This is a genomic window from Dactylosporangium cerinum (assembly GCF_042653625.1).
Classification (GTDB): Bacteria; Actinomycetota; Actinomycetes; order Mycobacteriales; family Micromonosporaceae; genus Dactylosporangium; species Dactylosporangium cerinum.
Genome location: NZ_JBHSIU010000098.1, coordinates 1 through 18407 on the forward strand (window position 1 = coordinate 1; position 18407 = coordinate 18407).

The 18407-nt window shown below is 69.3% G+C and carries 14 protein-coding genes; 6 read left to right on the forward strand and 8 right to left on the reverse strand.

What is annotated here, in order from left to right; genetic code table 11:
* The coding region (locus tag ACFPIJ_RS51935; protein ID WP_380126939.1) for an IS110 family RNA-guided transposase at positions 1 to 965 on the forward strand (965 nt) is incomplete at its 5' end.
* Positions 966 to 1748: 783 nt separating this feature from the next.
* Positions 1749 to 3845, forward strand: coding sequence for a restriction endonuclease (locus tag ACFPIJ_RS51940; protein WP_380126940.1), 2097 nt, complete (start codon positions 1749 to 1751; stop codon positions 3843 to 3845).
* 187 nt (positions 3846 to 4032) lie between these two features.
* On the opposite strand, the gene ACFPIJ_RS51945 is transcribed toward ACFPIJ_RS51940, so the two are convergent.
* From ACFPIJ_RS51945 to ACFPIJ_RS51970, 6 genes are all read right to left on the reverse strand, one after another.
* Positions 4033 to 4272 (reverse strand): hypothetical protein, encoded by a 240-nt coding sequence (locus tag ACFPIJ_RS51945; protein ID WP_380126941.1) that lies wholly within the window; start codon positions 4270 to 4272, stop codon positions 4033 to 4035.
* Between the two features lie 170 nt (positions 4273 to 4442).
* Positions 4443 to 4826: a DUF6924 domain-containing protein gene (locus ACFPIJ_RS51950; RefSeq protein WP_380126942.1), complete on the reverse strand. Its 384-nt coding sequence runs from the start codon at positions 4824 to 4826 to the stop codon at positions 4443 to 4445.
* 142 nt (positions 4827 to 4968) lie between these two features.
* Positions 4969 to 6978, reverse strand: a complete 2010-nt coding sequence (locus ACFPIJ_RS51955) for a caspase, EACC1-associated type (protein ID WP_380126943.1) — start codon at positions 6976 to 6978, stop codon at positions 4969 to 4971.
* Positions 6962 to 7321 carry an effector-associated constant component EACC1 gene (locus ACFPIJ_RS51960; RefSeq protein ID WP_380126944.1) on the reverse strand — a complete coding sequence of 120 codons (360 nt, stop codon included), beginning with the start codon at positions 7319 to 7321 and terminating at the stop codon, positions 6962 to 6964. The genes ACFPIJ_RS51955 and ACFPIJ_RS51960 overlap by 17 nt, the downstream gene beginning before the upstream one ends.
* 482 nt (positions 7322 to 7803) lie before the next feature.
* On the reverse strand, positions 7804 to 9810 hold the full coding sequence (locus ACFPIJ_RS51965; protein WP_380126945.1) for a caspase, EACC1-associated type: 2007 nt from the start codon (positions 9808 to 9810) through the stop codon (positions 7804 to 7806).
* On the reverse strand, positions 9794 to 10171 hold the full coding sequence (locus tag ACFPIJ_RS51970) for an effector-associated constant component EACC1 (protein WP_380126946.1): 378 nt from the start codon (positions 10169 to 10171) through the stop codon (positions 9794 to 9796). The genes ACFPIJ_RS51965 and ACFPIJ_RS51970 overlap by 17 nt, the downstream gene beginning before the upstream one ends.
* Positions 10172 to 10273: 102 nt before the next feature.
* Between ACFPIJ_RS51970 and ACFPIJ_RS51975 the strand changes: the two genes are divergently transcribed.
* Positions 10274 to 10585, forward strand: a complete 312-nt coding sequence (locus tag ACFPIJ_RS51975) for a mycothiol transferase (protein WP_380126948.1) — start codon at positions 10274 to 10276, stop codon at positions 10583 to 10585.
* Between the two features lie 384 nt (positions 10586 to 10969).
* Here ACFPIJ_RS51975 and ACFPIJ_RS51980 read toward each other — a convergent pair whose 3' ends face one another.
* Both ACFPIJ_RS51980 and ACFPIJ_RS51985 read right to left on the reverse strand, forming a co-directional pair.
* A complete protein-coding gene (locus ACFPIJ_RS51980; RefSeq protein WP_380126949.1) occupies positions 10970 to 11635 on the reverse strand; it encodes a response regulator in 666 nt (221 codons plus the stop codon).
* Positions 11632 to 13344, reverse strand: coding sequence for a sensor histidine kinase (locus tag ACFPIJ_RS51985; RefSeq protein ID WP_380126950.1), 1713 nt, complete (start codon positions 13342 to 13344; stop codon positions 11632 to 11634). Before ACFPIJ_RS51985 ends, ACFPIJ_RS51980 begins: the two co-directional genes overlap by 4 nt.
* A 165-nt stretch (positions 13345 to 13509) precedes the next feature.
* Between ACFPIJ_RS51985 and ACFPIJ_RS51990 the strand changes: the two genes are divergently transcribed.
* From ACFPIJ_RS51990 to ACFPIJ_RS52000, 3 genes are all read left to right on the forward strand, one after another.
* Positions 13510 to 13992 carry a hypothetical protein gene (locus ACFPIJ_RS51990; protein ID WP_380126951.1) on the forward strand — a complete coding sequence of 161 codons (483 nt, stop codon included), beginning with the start codon at positions 13510 to 13512 and terminating at the stop codon, positions 13990 to 13992.
* A gap of 402 nt (positions 13993 to 14394) precedes the next feature.
* Positions 14395 to 16647 carry a tetratricopeptide repeat protein gene (locus ACFPIJ_RS51995; RefSeq protein ID WP_380126952.1) on the forward strand — a complete coding sequence of 751 codons (2253 nt, stop codon included), beginning with the start codon at positions 14395 to 14397 and terminating at the stop codon, positions 16645 to 16647.
* Between the two features lie 362 nt (positions 16648 to 17009).
* Positions 17010 to 17936, forward strand: coding sequence for a DMT family transporter (locus tag ACFPIJ_RS52000; protein ID WP_380126953.1), 927 nt, complete (start codon positions 17010 to 17012; stop codon positions 17934 to 17936).
* Positions 17937 to 18407 lie beyond the last annotated feature (471 nt).

Consider the following 18407-nt stretch of genomic DNA (forward strand, 5'->3'; position numbering starts at 1 on the left):
ACGCCACCTTCCCGACCACCGCCGCCGGCTACCAGCAACTGCTGACCTGGGCCCACAGCTTCAGCATCCTGGACCGCGCCGGCGTGGAAGGCACCGGCTCCTACGGCGCCGCCCTCACCCGCCACCTGCGCCGCCACCAGATCACCGTGATCGAGGTCAACCGCCCCGACCGCGCCGCCCACCGCCGCCACGGCAAAACCGACACCATCGACGCCGTCGCCGCCGCACACGCCGTACTGTCCCAACGGGCCACCACCACCGCCAAGACCGCCGACGGACCCGTCGAGATCCTGCGGCTGCTCCGCCTCGCCCGGGCCTCCGCGGTGAAGTCCCGCACCCAAGCCGTCAACCAGCTCAAGGCCGTCATCGTCAGCGCCGACCCGGCCCTGCGCGACCAGCTGGCCGGTTGCACCGCCGCCGCCCTGATCCGCCACTGCGCCGACCTACCAGACACCACCCCCACCAACGTTGCCGACGCCACCCGATACACGCTGCGGCGCCTCGCCCGACGCATCCAAACCCTCACCACCGAGGAACACGAACTCCAGCAGCAAATCACCGCAGTGCTCGACACCCACGCCCCGCAACTGTTGCAACGCAACGGCATCGGCCCCGACAGCGCCTCCGCCCTCCTCGTCTCAGCCGGCGACAACCCCGACCGGATGCACACCGAAGCCTCCTTCGCCGCCCTCTGCGGCGTCAGCCCCGTCGAAGCCTCATCCGGCAAAACCAGCCGACGACGGCTCAACCGCGGCGGCGACCGCCGCGCCAACGCAGCCCTCTACCGCATCGCCCTCACCAGAGCCCGCGACGATCAACGCACCCGCGACTACCTCGACCGACGAACCGCTCAAGGCCACACCCGCCGCGAGATCATCCGCTGTCTCAAGCGCTACATCGCCCGCGAGGTCTACCACCTGATCCAACAGCTCAACACCACAGACCACACCCCACGAACCGCTTGACAGAACATAGGGGCATCAGCGCCCTTCCAGCCGCCGACAGGGGTCTCGGATCGTAGGAGCTCGCCGACCGCGGGCACCTGCGGCCGACCTGGCGCGACCAAAGGCCACAGGTCGATGTCCGACGCCGGAAGCTTTCGCAGGGAGCCGGCCTGCGCCGCTCACGTTCCGTGGCGGCGCAGGCCCAACGGCGGACGCGGAGATCGTGTTGAACCACGCCGGTCAGTGCTCCGCCATGTGGCGCTCGGGCCGACAGCGCGGCCGCTGTCGACGCCAACGCCGTCCTCACCGCGACCAAGGCGGCCCATATCGGTCGCGCCATCATTGGCCTGACAGGTGGGCCTGTCTCGCGGCCCAGAGTCCTGTCCGAATCAATCTGCTCTGCCGACAGGGCAGCCCTGGCCTGCGCTGCCTCAGATTGAGTGAGACGGCCACCCGCCGAATCTGGAGTCCGTCGACGTAGTTCAGCTGCATGCTCCAGTTCCAATGAGACTGCCTCGGGCGACACGAGAGGAGCCATCCAGGTCAGCCGTCCAGGCATCGACGAGGCAGGACGCTGTCCTGTCCACGCAGAACCGCTCTGTCCGGCTGAAGTTGGCGAGCTCTCTTAGCTTCCCCCGGCCGGGTCTGCTTCCCGCTTCCGCCACCTCGAACCAGAGCAGCTCGATTCCCTCAACGAGCCACCGTGTCAACCATGAACGGTCCCGATCGTAGCGTTCGACGACACCGGACCTCACCGCGAGATGATCATTTACCGGCGGCGAGCTGACTGCGATACTTCCGCGCATGACCAGCACCGACGCCGGCCCGACTGCCGTCCCCGCTCCGCCCGGACCAACGCAGATCCGGACATGGCAGGACGCTTCGAACAACGCGGCGGGGTGGATGCGCTACTGGGGATACACGGACGCCGCCGCGGATCCGGGTGGTTCCAACGTTCGCGCATCCGGTGCATTCGGCAGGGTTGCGTGGCACGCGACCACCATCGAACGGCCGAAGTTGCAGCTCCTGTACGGATCGCGCGAGCGTTCATCGGCCCAGCGACTCATCTTCTTCGCCGGCAGCGACTATGCCCCGAGGGCGGTTACGTATGCCGATCAGAACGACATCGCGCTGTTCGTCTACTCACTCAACGGCTCGATAACGGCCGTCAACGCGATCGCCCGGCGCCTCAGCTCCGTGAAGGTCGCCAGCCAGGTCTCCAAGAAGCCCGCCACGGCGCCCGGCATCCTGCGGTTTCTGGCCGGCTTGTTGTTGCTCTGCGGGATGATCGTGCTGCCGGAAGACGGGCTGTTCGCCGGAAACACGGCGCGTGATGTCGTGAAGGTCCTCTGGACAGTGCTTTCGTGCGGGCTGATGGCATGGGGCGTGCTGGCGAAAACCACGCCGAGGTCGAAAAGGAGCGAAGGCGGCACCGCGAAGGCTCAGGAAGCCGGGGTAGTCGCTGTCGAGCAAGAACAGCACGCTGAGGTAGTCGCCGAAGAGGTGCAGGAGGCCGAGAGCATCGCGGTTGCCGACGAGGACTCCAGCAGCGCGGCATCATCCCAACCAGCACCCATCGCCCCACCCGTTCAAGGAGATGGATGGGCGCTGCGAGGGAGGGAAACGATAACCGGCATCCTCCACGGCGACGCTCGCACGGCGTGGGCCTACCGCCAGTACATCGCGCAGCGCGAACCCGGCGTGATCGGCCATGACCTCGGCCGGAAGATTCTGGCAGCGGTAGAGCCCGGCGACCACGTCGAGCTGTTCGCCGACGCAGCGGTCAGCAAGCACGACAACCTCCACCACCACCACCACGCGATCCAATTGACGAGGACTGGCACATCCGAGTTCATCGTCGTCCGCACCATGCGGTCCCTGATGCTCTGCGATCGGAAGCTCGGTTCGGTTGAAGTCCTCACCGACTGCACCGTGGGCGGGGCCTCGGCTTTCACCAGCCGGGCCACGGCATGGCCGAACGTCGGCTGGGCGACCTACGTCGAGACGAGTGACGGCCGAACGATCGCCTTCAAAATCTTCCTTGACAAGGCACGGGGCATCGAGCACGAGGCCATCGACAAAGGTGTGGGGCGCCGCATCATGCGCCTGCCCGAGACGCCGGACGTACCGCCCATCCCCGATCTCGACTCGCTGCCGGAAGCCACCCCGGCCGATCGAACAGCCTTCCTTCCGACGGACTGGCGAAGCACGGAGGACATCACCCGTGCGCACATGCGAAGTCTGGGCTTCGTCGACGCCGAGCTCACCGGTGGCAGCCGAGACGGCGGTATCGACGTCGTCGCCCAGGACGGCGTGGCGCAGGTGAAAATGCAGGCGTTGCCCATCGGCGCCCCACCCGTCCAGCAATTACGCGGCACGAGACCGCACATTCGGTACCACCTCTTCTACTCCACGTCCGGGTACACCGCCGCGGCGCTTCGTGCCGCGAACGAAATCGGCGTCATCCTGTTCAAGATCGAACGAGACGGCGACGTGTCCGCGGCGAACAACCAGGCGGCCGCGCTGGCCCGCGACGGGGTGCCCGCCGGTGAAGCGCAGGAAGCAGCGATGCGAACCTCGTCAGCACTGCAGGTCGTCGAAGAGTATGCGGGCGGTGTACGCCAACGGATTCTGGACGCTGTGGCCGCCACGGACCTCGAGAAAGCCGGCAAGCGCGAACGATACAAGGGCCACCACCGCAGGGCGCTGCGCTACCTCGATCAAGCACTGACCAACCTGGACAGCGACCAGTCGTTCAACTCCGCCAGGTCAGCTGCCGTCTTCTATCGCCACACGGAGCTGCTCGCGCATGTGTGGTTCCAGGAAATGGGCGTTCCCTACCCCGGCGGCGCCAAGGATGCAGCAGCCGCCACCGAGTCCTTGGACAGCTGCTATGACTAAACCCCTGATCCACCGATGGAGCCCTCATCGGTAGATCGATTCCGTCGCAAGAACCTGTCTACCGATGACTCCACGGCCATCTCTAGCATCGTCCGCTATGTGTGCAAAGTCCGTGTCGCCACACCACGGACTATCACACTTGGCGAGATCACCTCAGTGGAGGTGGCACCGAGACGCGCTTTCCCTTTCAGCTGTTGAGCTGCGGAAAAGTGAACCTTACCGCAGCGAACGCCTCCTGGTAGCCGTCGCGGCCGTAAACAAATGCCAGAGCGACCAGGATGTCGAGGACGGCAGTCAGCGAGTCGGCCTCGGCCGAGTGGAACACGGTAGTAATCGCCCAGTCCTGTGGGGACTGCTCGCGGCCGCCATCGGGTGGGACCGGCACACTGATGCGGGCGACCGGTGCGTCGTGCAGAATCGACCACATGATGCCCGGCTTGTCGAAAGGCGCTGGGGCCTGCTCGCCGCGCCGTAATGCGGCTACCGTCGAAGCGATCGCCGGAAGGTCGACAAGGCCAGCGCGCTCCAGTGCACGGACCGCTGCCCAGGCGGCGACGGCGCGGTGGACGGCGTCGTCGGTCTCGGCAAGGGCAAACGTCAGGTCGTGTCCAGCTGGGCCAGAGTCTTGGCGTACAGACCGCCAACTGCGCGGAGCCGCTCGTTTGGAACGCGGTCGCCATACAGCCCGCGTTCCTCGACCGCCCGCTTCTCTTCTTCCTCTTCAGGTGTCAGGGGCGGACGGATGGGAAAGCCACGGAACACACCATCCGGGTCAACGTTGTTGGCGAAGTCGGAAAAGTCCATGTTGAACAGCGAGAGGTTGTTCTCGACGGACCACATCTCGGTTGGTACGACCCAGAACGAGCGGCCGGGCTCGTAGCAGAGGTCAACCGCGAGGAGCGGCATCTCCGGGTGGGTGATCGTCACACTGTCCACGAGGAACAGGAAGCTCCGGTCTGCCGCTCCCGGCATGGCCACCACCTGCCCAATGCCACGCCCGCGAACGCCGGGTCACTGACGAACCCCTTACGGCAAGGACCTCCAGCCCAGCCCAATAAGATCTACAAGCTCTCGATCAGGGGCGATTACGCTCCGCGAAATCGACTCTACAGCGGTGAACGCCCTATGCGGCGCCCCAGATTCGGATGGACTTGTCCTCGCTGGCGCTGGCGAGCAGGTCTCCGTCGGGGCTGAACGCCACTGAGTTCACCTCACCGGCGTGGCCGGTGAGGGGTTGGCCGATTGGCTGACCGGTGGTCGGGTTCCACAGCCGCACGGTGTTGTCGCCGCCGCTGGCGAGGAGGTGCCCGTCGGGGCTGAACGCCACTGAATACACCAAGCCGGTGTGGCCGGTGAGGGGTTGGCCGACCGGCTGACCGGTGGTCGGGTTCCACAGCCGCACGGTGGCGTCGCGGCTGGCGCTGGCGAGGACGTGCCCATCGGGGCTGAACGCCACTGAATACACAAAGCCGGTGTGGCCGGTGAGGGGTTGGCCGATCGGCAGACCGGTGGTCGGGTTCCACAGCCGCACGGTGCCGTCGAGGCTGGCGCTGGCGAGGAGGTGCCCATCGGGGCTGAACGCCACTGAATACACCCAGTGGGTGTGGCCGGTGAGGGGTTGGCCGACCGGCTGACCGGTGGTCGGGTTCCACAGCCGCACGGTCTTGTCGTAGCCGCCGCTGGCGCTGGCGAGCAGGTCTCCGTCGGGGCTGAACGCCACTGAGTTCACCTCACCGGCGTGGCCGGTGAGGGGTTGGCCGACCGGCTGACCGGTGGTCGGGTTCCACAGCCGCACCTTGCTGTCCTTGCCGCCGCTGGCGAGGAGGTGCCCATCGGGGCTGAACGCCACTGAATACACCAAGCCGGTGTGGCCGGTGAGGGGTTGGCCGACCGGCTGACCGGTGCTCGGGTTCCACAGCCGGACCATGTTGTCGTCGCCGCCGCTGGCGAGCAGCCGCCCGTCCGGGCTGAACGCCACGGTATTGACCGGCTTGGCCTTGGCGAACATCCATCTCGAATGACCTTCGATGGTCCTGAGGCAGCGTCGTGGGATCGCTCCGCGTGCCGCGTCGTCCTCAGGTGACGGTCCTGGTCCAGAGGAGTCGATCCGGCGGTCCGCGGTCGGTGCTGGCGTGGGCGGCGGCGTCGGCTCCGCCGTGCGGAGGAGGTCCCGGGCGGCGGTGGCCACGGTCGGGCTGTCGTGTGCGGCGACCAGGTGCAGGGCCTGCTGAGCGGCCAGGACCTGCCCCGGGTCGGTCGCGGTGAGCCAGGTGCCGAGGGTGGCCACCGCAGCGCGGCGGATGTCCGGATATGGGCTGTCCAGACTCAGTTGCAGCGCTTCCGGCAGCACCGCCGGGGTGACGGCTGCCCCGCGCGGGTTGCGGGCCAGGACGATCTCGCCCTCAGCGCCGTACAGCCAGCGCTGCGGGCTCTGGGTACCGCCCGCGGCCCTGACCTGGTCGGCGGCGTGGGCGTAGGCGTCCTCGACCGAGATGTAGCCGTCGCCGTCGCGGTCGGCGGCGCCGCTGCGCAGCCCGTCAACCAGCGCGGCGGTGAACACCGAACCACCGACGGCCGCGCCGGGCAGCGGTGTCCCTTCGTAGGAGTACTCGCCGGCCCGCGACGCGGTGAGCACCGCCCGGCCGCGACCCGCACCGACCAGCCGGCGCTCCAGGTCAACCTCGGCGCCGCCCTTCGTCTGGGCGAACGCGCCGCTGAAACAGCAGTCAAGGATCAGCACCTGCCGACGGGCCCGGCACTCCTCCAACCGGTCCAGCAACCACGCCGACTCCACCGCCGTCGAACTGAGCCGATCCCGCACAGTGTCCTTCGCCGCGAAGTACAACCGCCCCCGTGCGTCCAGCACACCGTGGCCGGACAGGTACACCACGACCAGATCGTCCACACCGCGGCCGGCCAGAAACGCGTCGACCGCGCGGCGGATCTCGTGCTCCGGCTGGTCGAGCACCGGCGTGACGGTGAACCCGCCGACGTCAGGGTCGGCCAGCACGTCGACCATGTCGGCGGCGTCCCGCGCCGGCGAACGCAGCTGTGTGAACGCCGGATCGGTGTATCCGGTGCTCGCCACCACCAATGCCATCCGCGGCCCAGGCAGCTCAGGCGCTGCCGGCATGGCGGGCCACCCACGCGTTGATCAGCTGCTCCTGCTGCTGCGGCGTGGCCCGCTCGATCTTGACCGTGTCACCATCGATCGTGAGCTCGACGGCGTGATTGTTCCTGGTCGACCAGTCGCGGATGATCGCCAGCACGGAGCTCAGTCCGGCCGAGCCCAACGTGACGCCCAGCAGCCCGACGAGACTGCCCAGACCCTTCGCCCCGGCCGGGGCGGTGTCCTCGGTCAGCGCCTCGACCTGCTCGACATCGAGGTCGAGCAGCTCAGCCCGCAACCGCCGGGCCAGCGCCGCGACCGCCTCGTCGTCAGCGCCGTCGCCGCCGTCGCCTGGACTGACACGCACGATCACATCCGGCCCGTCGAGCATCATCATTTCCCATCGCCGAGTGCACACGTATTAGAGACTGACAGCTACGGATATCACACCGACGAACGCGATGTCGCCCTCCGACTTGGCTGTTCGGCATCGGGGTTTGGTTTGACCGACGGCGGACAACGATCCCACCAACCACACCTACGCTCTCGGCCTCAGTGGCGCATTGACCCTCTGACACCGCCAACGTCCCGGGACGCCACACCGAGCTGACGATCTTGCGTCACGAGAGGATCCGCGACCGTTACAGAGAGACCAAGATCGCGGCGAGCTGAGCCGATCTTCGCGCTCATTCTCATAAGCGGCCCGGTCTTCGGACACACCCTGACCGTGTTCGGATCGGAACCCTCAACGGACATGTCGGGGATCGCCCGGCCGGGACGATGCGCGACGCCACCAAGGCGTCCATCCAGCGATTAGGCTCCGCGAAATCGGCGCTAGCGGTGAACGCCCTATGCGGCACCCCAGATTCGGATGGTCTCGTCCTGGCTGGCGCTGGCGAGGAGGTCTCCGTCGGGGCTGAACGCCACTGAAAGCACCCAGTTGGTGTGGCCGGTGAGGGGTTGGCCGATCGGCTGACCGGTGCTCGGGTTCCACAACCGCACGGTGCCGTCGACGCCGGCGCTGGCGAGGAGGTGCCCGTCGGGGCTGAACGCCACTGAAGGCACCCAGTTGGTGTGGCCGGTGAGGGGTTCGCCGATCGGCTGACCGGTGCTCGGATTCCACAGCCGCACGGTGTTGTCGTAGCCGCCGCTGGCGAGCAGGTCTCCGTCAGGGCTGAACGCCACTGAATGCACCAAGCCGGTGTGGCCGGTGAGGGGTCGGCCGATCGGCTGACCGGTGCTCGGGTCCCACAGCCGCACGGTGCGGTCGCCGCCGCCGCTGGCGAGGACGTGCCCGTCGGGGCTGAACGCCACTGAAAGCACCGCGTTGGTGTGGCCGGTGAGGGGTCGGCCGATCGGCTGACCGGTGCTCGGGTCCCACAGCCGCACGGTGCCGTCGCCGCCGCCGCTGGCGAGGAGGTGCCCGTCGGGGCTGAACGCCACTGAAAGCACCCAGTCGGTGTGGCCGGTGAGGGGTTCGCCGATCGGCTGACCGGTGCTCGGATTCCACAGCCGCACGGTGGCGTCCTCGCCGACGCTGGCGAGGAGGTGCCCGTCGGGGCTGAACGCCACTGAAAACACCGAGTTGGTGTGGCCAGTGAGGGGTTGGCCGATCGGCTGACCGGTGCTCGGGTTCCACAACCGCACGGTGCCGTCGCCGTCGCCGTTGGCGCTGGCGAGGAGCCGTCCGTCCGGACTGAACGCAACGGTATAGACCGGCTCCGCGAACATCTCCCCCGAATGACCTTCGATAGTCCTGAGGCAGCGTTGTGGAACCGCTCCGCGTGCTGCGTCGTCTTCAGTCGACGGACCCGGTCCAGTGGAATCGATCCGGCGGTCCGCAGGCGGTGCTGGCGTGGGCGGCGGTGTCGGCTCCGCTGTGCGGAGGAGGTCCCGGGCGGCGGTGGCCACGGTCGGGCTGTCGTGTGCGGCGACCAGGTGCAGGGCCTGCTGAGCGGCCAGAACCTGCCCCGGATCGGTCGCGGTGAGCCAGGTGCCGAGGGTGGTCACCGCAGCGCGGCGGATGTCCGGATACGGGCTGTCCAGACTCAGCTGCAGCGCTTCCGGCAGCACCGCCGCAGTGACGACCGCCCCGCGCGGGTTGCGGGCCAGGACGATCTCACCCTCGGCGCCATACAGCCAGCGCTGTGGGCTCTGTGCACCGCCCGCGGCCCTGACCTGGTCGGCAGCGTAGACGTATGCGTCCTCGACCGAGATGTAGCCGTCACCGTCGCGGTCGGCGGCGCCGCTGCGCAGCCCGTCAACCAGCGCGGCGGTGAACACCGAACCGTTGACGACCGCGCCGGGCAGCGGCGTGCCCTCATAGGAGTACTCACCGGCCCGCGACGCGGTCAGCACCGCCCGGCCGCGACCCGCGCCGACCAGCCTGCGCTCCAGGTCCACATCGGCGCCGCCCTTGGTCTGCGCGAACGCACCGCTGAAGCAGCAGTCCAGGATCAGCACCTGCCGACGGGCGCGGCACTCCTCCAGCCGGTCCAGCAGCCACGCCGACTCCACCGCGGTCGAACTGAGCCGCTCCCGCACAGTGTCGCTCGCCGCGAAGTACAACCGCCCCCGTGCGTCCAGCACACCGTGACCGGACAGGTAGACCACGACCAGATCGTCCACGGCACGGGCGGCCAGAAACGCGTCAACCGCGCGGCGGATCTCATGTTCCGGCTTGTCGAGCACCGGCGTCACGGTGAACCCGCCGACGTCAGGGTCGGCCAACACGTCGACCATGTCGGCGGCGTCCCGCGCCGGCGAACGCAGCTGTGTGAACGCCGGATCGGTGTATCCGGTGCTCGCCACCACCAACGCCATCCGCGGCCCAGGCAGCTCAGGCGCTGCCGGCATGGCGGGCCACCCACGCGTTGATCAGCTGCTCCTGTTGCTGCGGCGTAGCCCGCGCGACCTTGACCGTGTCGCCATCGATCGTGAGCTCGACGGCGTGATTGTTCCGGGTCGCCCAGTCGCGGATGATCGCCAGCACGGAGCTCAGCCCGGCCGAGCCCAGCGTGACACCCAGCAGCCCGACGAGGCTTCCCAGACCCTTCGCCCCGTCCGGGGCGGTGTCCTCCGTCAGCGCCTCGACCCGCTCGACGTCGAGCTCGAGCAGCTCAGCCCGCAACCGCCGGACCAGCGCTGCGACCTCCTCATCGTCACCGCCGTCGCCAGGGCTGACGCGCACGATCACATCCGGGCCGTCGACCATCATCGTTTCCCATCGCCGAGCGCACACGCAACACAGACAGACAGCTACGGATATCACACTGACGAAGGCGCTGTCGCCCTCCGGCTGGCAGTTCGGCATCGGGATTTGGTTTCATCGACGGCGGCTATCGGTCGCGGGCGCGGGGCGCTTTGTTGCTCGTGCGCAAGATCTGCGGGCTCCGCCGAGCTGGCCCGGCGCCGGCTCGTACCGTCGCAGACGACACCAGCTGGTCTGGTTCGTCACCTCATCGGCGTGGAGCATGGGTGGCTCCAGGCCGACCCGACGCAGCGCCCGCCCGTCGAGATCGGCCCGAACGTCGGCGGCAGCGAGGACGCCAATACCCGGCAATCAACGGCGTCGCCACATCCCACCAACCACACCTACGCTCTCAGCATCAGTGGCGCATTGACCTTCTGACACCGCCAACGTCCGGGACGCCGCACCGGGCTGACGATCTTGCGTCACGAGAGGATCCGCGACCGTTACAGAGAGACCAAGATCGCGGCGAGCTGAGCCGATCTTCGCGCCCATTCTCATAAGCGGCCCGGTCTTCGGACACACCCTGACCGTGTTCGGATCGGAACCCTCAACGGACAGAAGCTCGGCCCCGGCACGATCGTCGTCCGTAGCTGAAAACAGTGCATCTGACCTTGTTGGTGGTGTCCACGGAGCCCTCGTGGTCCGGGTGGGTGGCCAGTGGGCCGCTGGGTCCGCGGACGGTCACCGAGATCGTGGAGATCCCGAACCGGGGTCACGCCCTAACAATCGACTCCGGGCGGCGCGAGGTCCGCGACACGGCCCTTACGTTCGTGCGTCGTTTCGTGTGGCGCGGCCGAGGCCGCTGGCGCGGCCGAGGGCGATCGCCTCCTCGCGGGTGGCGACGCCCAGCTTGTCCAGCATGTCCGACACGCGGTTGCGGATGGTCTTCGGGGCCAGGAAGAGGCGGCGGGCCACCTGTGCGGTCGGAAGGCCCTGCGCGAGCAGTTCCAGGATTTCCAGGTCGCGGGAGTCCAGCGCGGCGAGCGCGGCCGGCTGCGGGGCGGCGGCCGCGGCGGCGAGGACCGCGGCCTGCGCGCCGCGGCCCAGGACCAGGGTGCCGCGGGCGGCCGAGTGGATCGCGGCGAGGACGTCGTCGGGGTCGGAGTCCTTGAGGAGGTACCCGTCGAGGCCCGACCCGAGGCTGCGGATCACCGACTGGTCGTCGGTGTGCATGGTGAACACGACGACCCGCAGGCGGGGCCAGCGCTGCTTGAGGTCGGCGCCGAGCGTGATCCCGTCGCCGTCGGGCAGTTGCAGGTCGAGCAGTGCGATGTCGGGCGGCTCGGCGCCGGGCCGGTCGGCCAGCGCGAGGGCGTCGGCCGCGCCGCGCACGGCGGCGATGAGCTCCAGGCCGCCGTCAGACTCGACCAGCGCGGACAGCCCGGCGAGGACGATCGGGTGGTCGTCGACCACGAGGACCCGGATCATGCCGAGGTCCCCGCCGCAGGCAGTTCGACCCGAAGCCGGGTGCCGCCGTTGCCGTCGGTGCTGGCGGCAACGAGTAGCGTGCCGCCGAGTTCCTCGGCCCGTCGGCGCAGCGACGACAGGCCGACGCCCGGGGTGATGGGGCCGCCTGCTCCGTCGTCGCGGACGTCGACGACGACCCGGTCGCCGGGATCGGTGTGCACGTCTACGCGGATCTGCCCGGCGCGCGCGTGGCGCAGCGCGTTGGTGATGCCCTCGGCCACGGTCCGGTAGACCGCGACCGCGATCGGCTGGGCGAGCGCCCCGTCGATCCGGCCCTCCAGCGTCACCGCTGGCCCTTGCCCGTCGAACGAGCTGACGAGACGCCGCAGTGCGGTGGCCAGGTCGGCGTCGTCGAGCACCGACGGGGTGAGCCCGGAGACGATGCGGCGCAGGTCGCCGCGACAGTCGGCGAGTTCGACGGCCAGGGCCTCCAGCAGCGGGGTCGGGTGCTGGCGGACCTCGGCCCGGACCCGCATGCTCATCCCGACGAGCATCGGGCCGAGGCCGTCGTGCAGGTCGCCGAGGATCCGGGCACGCTCGGCGTCGCGCTGACGCGCCACGTCCCGGCGGGCGTGGTCGGCCTCGACGGCGAGGCTCACCGCCTTGGCGACGAGCGCGACCGTGGGCAGCAGCTGGCGCACGACCCGCTCCTGCCACGGTTCCGGCCCCTCGGGGTGGCGGGGCTCGAGGAACATCGTGCCGACCCGGTCGCCGCCGACGACGAGCGGGTACAGCACCCAGTGCGCTGGCGGCTCGGGCGCGTCCGGGCCAAGGACGAGGTCGACCTGCCGGTGCCCGCTGGCGGCGGCGACCATCGCCGCGGCCTTGCCCAGCAGCGCGCGGACATCGGCCTGGGCGTGCAGGTCGGCGGTGATCTGCTCCACGTCGGCGGCGGACAGGGTGCCGGGGCCGTACCGGCGGGCCAGGAACGCCCGCCGTACCCACAGCCCGGCCGGCAGGACCAGGGCGGCCGACGCGACGGCGGCGAACGCGCCGGACACGTCCGGGCCGGGGATGCCGGCTCGCTGCCCGACGGCGCGAACGACGGTCCCGACCGCCGCCCCGGCCAACAACGCGACGACCGCGACCGCGGCGTCGAGGAGCGGCTCGTCGACCGGGCGCAACTCACGGACCGTCGCCAGGCGGAACACCAGCCCGGCCATGCTCGCCACGCCCAGCGCCTCGACGGTCGCCGCCACCCGCAGGCCACCCGCGTCGGAGGCCACCAGCACCGCGGCCACGAGCGCACCCGACGAGGTCACCAGCCAGACCAGGCGGCGCCGTGACATGCGGTCGGCGGCGATGTCCACGCCCCAGGCAACGACCGCGAACGCGACCACGACCGGCGCGACGCCAAGCCACGCCCAGCCGCGCTCGAGGCGGGCCCACCAGTCCGGGTCGCCGCCGACCGGCAGGGCCACCGCGGCGACCAGCGCCGGCATGACGGCCAGCGCCGTGCACGCCCACCCGAGCCGTGAGCGCGGGTCGCGGTCCAGGAGCAGCGCCGCGACGATCCCGAACGGCGGCCAGCCGAAGCCGTACACGGCGCCGGTCGGCAGGGCGTCGTAGTTGAACCCGGCCATCGCCGGTACCACGCCCACCGCGGTGGCCAGTCCGGCCACCACGACGGAGCGCGGCACCCCGCGGGGGCTGGTGGCGGCATCGGTCACCGCCTCATAGTGCTATACGGGGGCCGGGCGACACACGCCGCCGGGACGGGCCGGGACACGGCGGGACACCCACGGGACACCGCGGGCATCGCCCCCGGGACGGCCCCGCCAGCACGGTGGAGCCACCCCGGACCGGCCGGGGACACTCGCAGGGAGGCAATCCTCATGTCCGCTGTCACGACCGACCGCCCCGCCACCACCCGCGGCCTGCCCGCCCCGGTACTCGTCGGCGGCGCCTTCGTCCTGTCCACCGTCGCCAACGTCGCGTTCCAGGTCGGCGACATCCTGTTCACCGACAAGGACCCGCACCGGCCCGAGGGACCCATCTCCAGCATCACCAGCATCTCCGTGGTCGGCGTGGTCGCCCTGGTGATCGCTCTCGCGGTCGCGCTGCCGCTGGTCAAGAGCCCGGCGCGGGCAAAGGTCGGCGCCATCGTGCTCGGCGCGCTATCCCTGGTCACGGTGCCGTTGTTCTGGTCCGGCGCCCCCGCGATCTTCGGCGCGGCCGCCGCCTGGCTCGGCGGGCTGACCAGAGGCGCTCAACCGCAGTCCGGGGCGGCCCGCGCGTTCGGCATCATCGGCTTCGTCATCGCGATCCTCGGCGTCGTCGCGGTCTTCGCCGGAGCCCTGTCCGCCATCCTCGGCTGAGGGAGTGCCCAGCGCTGGCGGCGGGTGACCGCGACAGTGACGCTGCCGGCGACCGTGACGGCTCGACCCTGCGCGTCCGGACCGGGTCCGGACGCGCAGTGCAGCAGCGGCGCCGGGAGACGGGCTTCAGGCAATTCAGCTTTCACCATATTCCGCGGGTCCCGCAGCACTCCGCACCCGTACCCCCTGACCGTGTTCGGATCGGAACCCCTCAACGGACGGTTCAGGGCCGTGTGCGGTCGCATCGACGTGTGAGACTGCTATGCGTCGTGTCGGCCTTCAGGTGGGAGTTGTCGGGTGTCACGTGGCGGTGGTGACCGGTGGCAGCCCTCCCCTGTAGTGCTTGTGCTGGTGGCTACCGGTTTCGCGCTGGTGGGGAATCTGGCGACAAGCACAGTGCAGGTGGCGTGGCGTTGGTGGCCGTTGCTGGTGTGGGCGGCGGCCGGGGTGCTGGTGACGGTGTCGGTGCTGTTGGAGTGGCGGCGGCATCGGGCAGCCCAGCCGGAGCCGGGCACGCGACGGCTGCTGGCGCCTTCGCGGGTGTTCGGCAGGATTCCCTTGCACGCCGGCCATTTCCAGGACCGGGTGGTGGAGGTTGGCGCGCTGGAGCGTGCGTTGGGAGGCAACGGGCAGGCGGCGTTGGTGGCGTTGCCCGGGTCGCGGGGGGCGGGTAAGACCCAGCTGGCGGCCGCGTACGCGCGTCGCTGCGATGCGGCGGGTTTTGATCTGGTGGCGTGGATCAACGCGGAGTCCGGTCCGGTAACCGGGCTGGCCGGGTTGGCTCGTGTCCGCGGTCTGGGCGACGAGGACGATCCACCGGAGCAGTTGGCCGCTGCGGCGGTGCGGCTGTTGGAGTCCGATGATCGGGCCAGACGTCTCGTCGTGTTCGACAACGTCGATGACCCGGACGCCCTGGCCGGGTTCCTTCCCGCCCGGGGCACCGCGAAGGTGATCATCACGAGCAACCGGCAGGAGTTCACCACGATGCCGGGGATCACGACCGTGCCGGTGGGCATGTTCACCCAGGCGGAGGGGCTGCGGTTTCTGCGGGAGGCGACCGGATTGGCCGATACAGGGGGCGCTGTCACGCTCGGTGTCGAGCTGGGGTGGCTTCCGCTGGGGTTGGCGCAGGCCGCCGCGTACATCGCCCGTAACCGGCTGTCCTACCGGCAGTACCTGACTGTGCTGGCCGGGCAGGATCTGGATGAGACGCTGCGCCGCCAAGCTGGCACCGACCATCCCGGGGTGCTCCAAGCCACCACACTGAGCCTTGCCGGGTTGGGCCGCGACGACCCGCCCGGCGATGCTTCCCGCTTGCTGGCGGTGCTCGCGGTGCTGTCGCCGGACGGGATCAGCCGCAGGCTCCTGGCCACGGGGGCAGCGGCTGGGGCGCTGGGGTTGACCGGTGGACTGGGCCACGCTCTGGACATTCTGGCCACTACATCGCTGATCACGCTCGGCGGAATCCTGGGCGACACTGGCGGCGGTGATGGTGTGGTCGTGTCGGTGCACCGGCTGACCGCGCGGGTCATCCGCCACCAGGCAGACAACGCCGAAACCACCCTGGCCGATGGGGTGACTGCCGCGACCGGTCTGCTGGACGCCCTCACCGATGACCTGCCCCTGGCGCAGGTCGCGTTACGCCGCGCTGAACTCGACGAACTCGTCGGGCACATCCTCGCGCTGCGCGGGCACACCGAGCATCCGCCGCCGCTGCTGCTGATCCAATGCGCCTGGGCCGGCGACGCGCTACACGAGGCCGGTGACCTCACCCGTGCCGTACCCGTCCTCACCCACACCCTCACCGACCGGTTGCGGGTGCTGGGCGCCGACCACCCCGACACACTGGCCTCCCGTAGCAACCTCGCTGGCGCCTACCAGCAGGCAGGACGTCTGGCCGAGGCGATCGACCTGTACAACGCAGTCCTCGCCGACAGTGAGCGGGTCTTGGGCATCGACCACCCGGACACGATGATCTCCCGCAACAACCTAGCCAACGCCTACCGGGCGGCGGGGCGCCTGGCCGAGGCGATCGCCCTGTTCCGCAAGGTCTTCGCCGACAGCGAGCGGGTGTTGGGCCCCGACCACCCGCAGACTCTGTTCTCCGGCAACCAGCTCGCTGGCGTCTACCGCACCGCGGGGCGCCTGGCCGAGGCGACCGCTCTGTTCGGCAAGGTCCTCGCCGACCGTGAACGCGTTCTGGGCCCCGACCACCCGGACACCCTGAATTCCCGCCACTTCCTCGCCCTCGCATACGAGTCGGCAGGACGTCTGGCCGAGGCGATCGATCTGCACACCGCAGTCCTCGCCGACCGGCTGCGGGTGCTCGGCCCCGACCACCCATGGACGCTGACCTCCCGCCACTTCCTCGCCGGCGCCTACCGGCAGGTAGGACGTCTCGCCGAGGCGATCGACCTGTACAACGCAGTCCTCGCCGACCGGCTGCGGCTGCTCGGCCCCGACCACCCATGGACGCTGGCCACCCGCCACGAGCTTGCTGGCGCCTACCGGCAGATAGGACGTCTGGACGAGGCGATCGACCTGTACAACGCAGTCCTCGCCGACAGCGAGCGGGTGCTGGGCCCGGACCATCCCATTACGTCCACGGTTCGCGAGGACCTGGCAACCGCACGAACTGCTGAGTCGGATGGCTGATACGGGTGTCCCTCAGGGGATCCGCGACCGTTACAGAGAGACCAAGATCGCGGCGAGCTGAGCCGATCTTCGCGCCCATTCTCATAAGCGGCCCGGTCTTCGGACACACCCTGACCGTGTTCGGATCGGAACCTCTAACGGACGTCCATAGCGCCAAGGTCGTCGATCACAGCTCCACCGCCCGGCTATAGTGATCGCCGTGCACCGATGTTTCACGATCACCCCGCCGCCTCGCTCCTAAGCGGGGCTGTGTCCTGAGCGCGCCGAGCCGACTGGCCCGGCGCGGAGTTTTGCCGTGGATAGGTCAGGTGCATCCCCGCTTCCGCGACTCATTTCCCTTTCGTCGTAGGAGCGCAAACCTCATGCACGCATCTCACGCGCCGCTGGCGCCTGCCCACCGCAAGCCCGGCGCCGGCCTGTTGTTTCTCGTCCTGTCGGGAACGCTGTGGGGAACCGGGGGGCTCACCGGAAGCCTGCTCAGCCTCAACTCTGCTCTACCGCCGCTGGCTGTGGCCGCCTATCGACTCGCCGTCGGCGGCGCATTGATCATATTCTTCCTCGCCCTCATCGGCCGCCGCTTGCCGCGCGGACGTACGGCCTGGGGCCGCATCACCACAGTCGGCGTGCTGTCCGCCATGTGCCAGGCGTGCTATTTCGCCGCGGTGTCGCTGACCTCGGTCAGCGTGGCAACCCTTATCACTATTGGCGCAGCACCGGCGCTGGTACTCGCCACTGAGAGCGCGGTCGGACGTCGCCGAGCCGACCGATGGTCGGTCGGGCCGATATGTCTCGCACTGGCCGGTCTTGGCCTCCTGGTCGGTGTGCCCATCGGCGGGCTCACGGCGCCCGCCATGCTGGGCGGCGCAGGCTTGGCCCTGCTGGCCGCTGGCGGATTCGCTGCCATCACCCTCATCGGCACCAGCGCGGTCCCCGGCCTGGACGAGATGACCACAACCGGGTTCGGGTTCGCCGTGGGCGGACTGTTCCTGATTTTCCTGGCTGAGCCGACTGTGGGGATGGGCTTCGACCCGAGCGTCACTTCGATCACCCTCGTGATCATGCTGGGTACGGTCCCCACAGCCGTGGCCTACACACTGTATTTTCGCGGCCTGCGTACCGTGGCAGCCAGCACAGCCGCGCTCGTAGCGCTGCTGGAACCCCTTACGGGCGCCCTGCTGGCCGCATTGATGCTGGACGATCACCTCGGCGCCGCTGGCATCAGTGGCGCGGCTCTCCTCGCCGCTGCGGTCACCATCGCCGCCATGGCACCAAGCGGGCGGTTGCGATGACATCAAGTGGCCTACCGGTGCTGCAGTCTTTCAAAGATCGCTTGTGCCGGTAGTCGTGCTTCTCCTGGCTTCGATCGCACGGACCACGATCGACCCGGTTGGGGCTCGGTCGAGGCCAAGAGGCGTCGGGTGTCCGTTGAAGGATCCCGCAACGGACACTCGACGACGCCCACGCTCCCGGTTACGACATCGAGGTGGTCTACGACCTGGTCTTTCTCAAAGGACCCGTCCGATGAGATTTCTCAACCACAAGGGCTATCCGTACAGATCAGACCGATCTTGCCGTGCGAGTACGCGCCATTCACCTGCACCCGCCGAGATAAGTGCGTGAGGGAGCTTGATGTCCTCACCATTTCCCATTCCCGGCGTCGACGCTCACGGGGGTGACCGCAGCTATCGCGCACGCTACCTGACAGGCCCGTCCTCGCTCTCGCCGCGCGCCAGGCGCCCAAGCCGGCCACCGGCTGCACG

Excerpts from the sequence above, each read along its gene's own strand:
- ACFPIJ_RS51970 (WP_380126946.1), bottom strand. The coding sequence starts at position 10,171 with ATGATGGTCGACGGCCCGGATGTGATCGTGCGCGTCAGCCCTGGCGAC.
- ACFPIJ_RS51940 (WP_380126940.1), top strand. The coding sequence starts at position 1,749 with ATGACCAGCACCGACGCCGGCCCGACTGCCGTCCCCGCTCCGCCCGGA.
- ACFPIJ_RS52000 (WP_380126953.1), top strand. The coding sequence starts at position 17,010 with ATGCACGCATCTCACGCGCCGCTGGCGCCTGCCCACCGCAAGCCCGGC.
- ACFPIJ_RS51945 (WP_380126941.1), bottom strand. The coding sequence starts at position 4,272 with ATGTGGTCGATTCTGCACGACGCACCGGTCGCCCGCATCAGTGTGCCG.
- ACFPIJ_RS51955 (WP_380126943.1), bottom strand. The coding sequence starts at position 6,978 with ATGCCGGCAGCGCCTGAGCTGCCTGGGCCGCGGATGGCATTGGTGGTG.
- ACFPIJ_RS51980 (WP_380126949.1), bottom strand. The coding sequence starts at position 11,635 with ATGATCCGGGTCCTCGTGGTCGACGACCACCCGATCGTCCTCGCCGGG.
- ACFPIJ_RS51965 (WP_380126945.1), bottom strand. The coding sequence starts at position 9,810 with ATGCCGGCAGCGCCTGAGCTGCCTGGGCCGCGGATGGCGTTGGTGGTG.
- ACFPIJ_RS51990 (WP_380126951.1), top strand. The coding sequence starts at position 13,510 with ATGTCCGCTGTCACGACCGACCGCCCCGCCACCACCCGCGGCCTGCCC.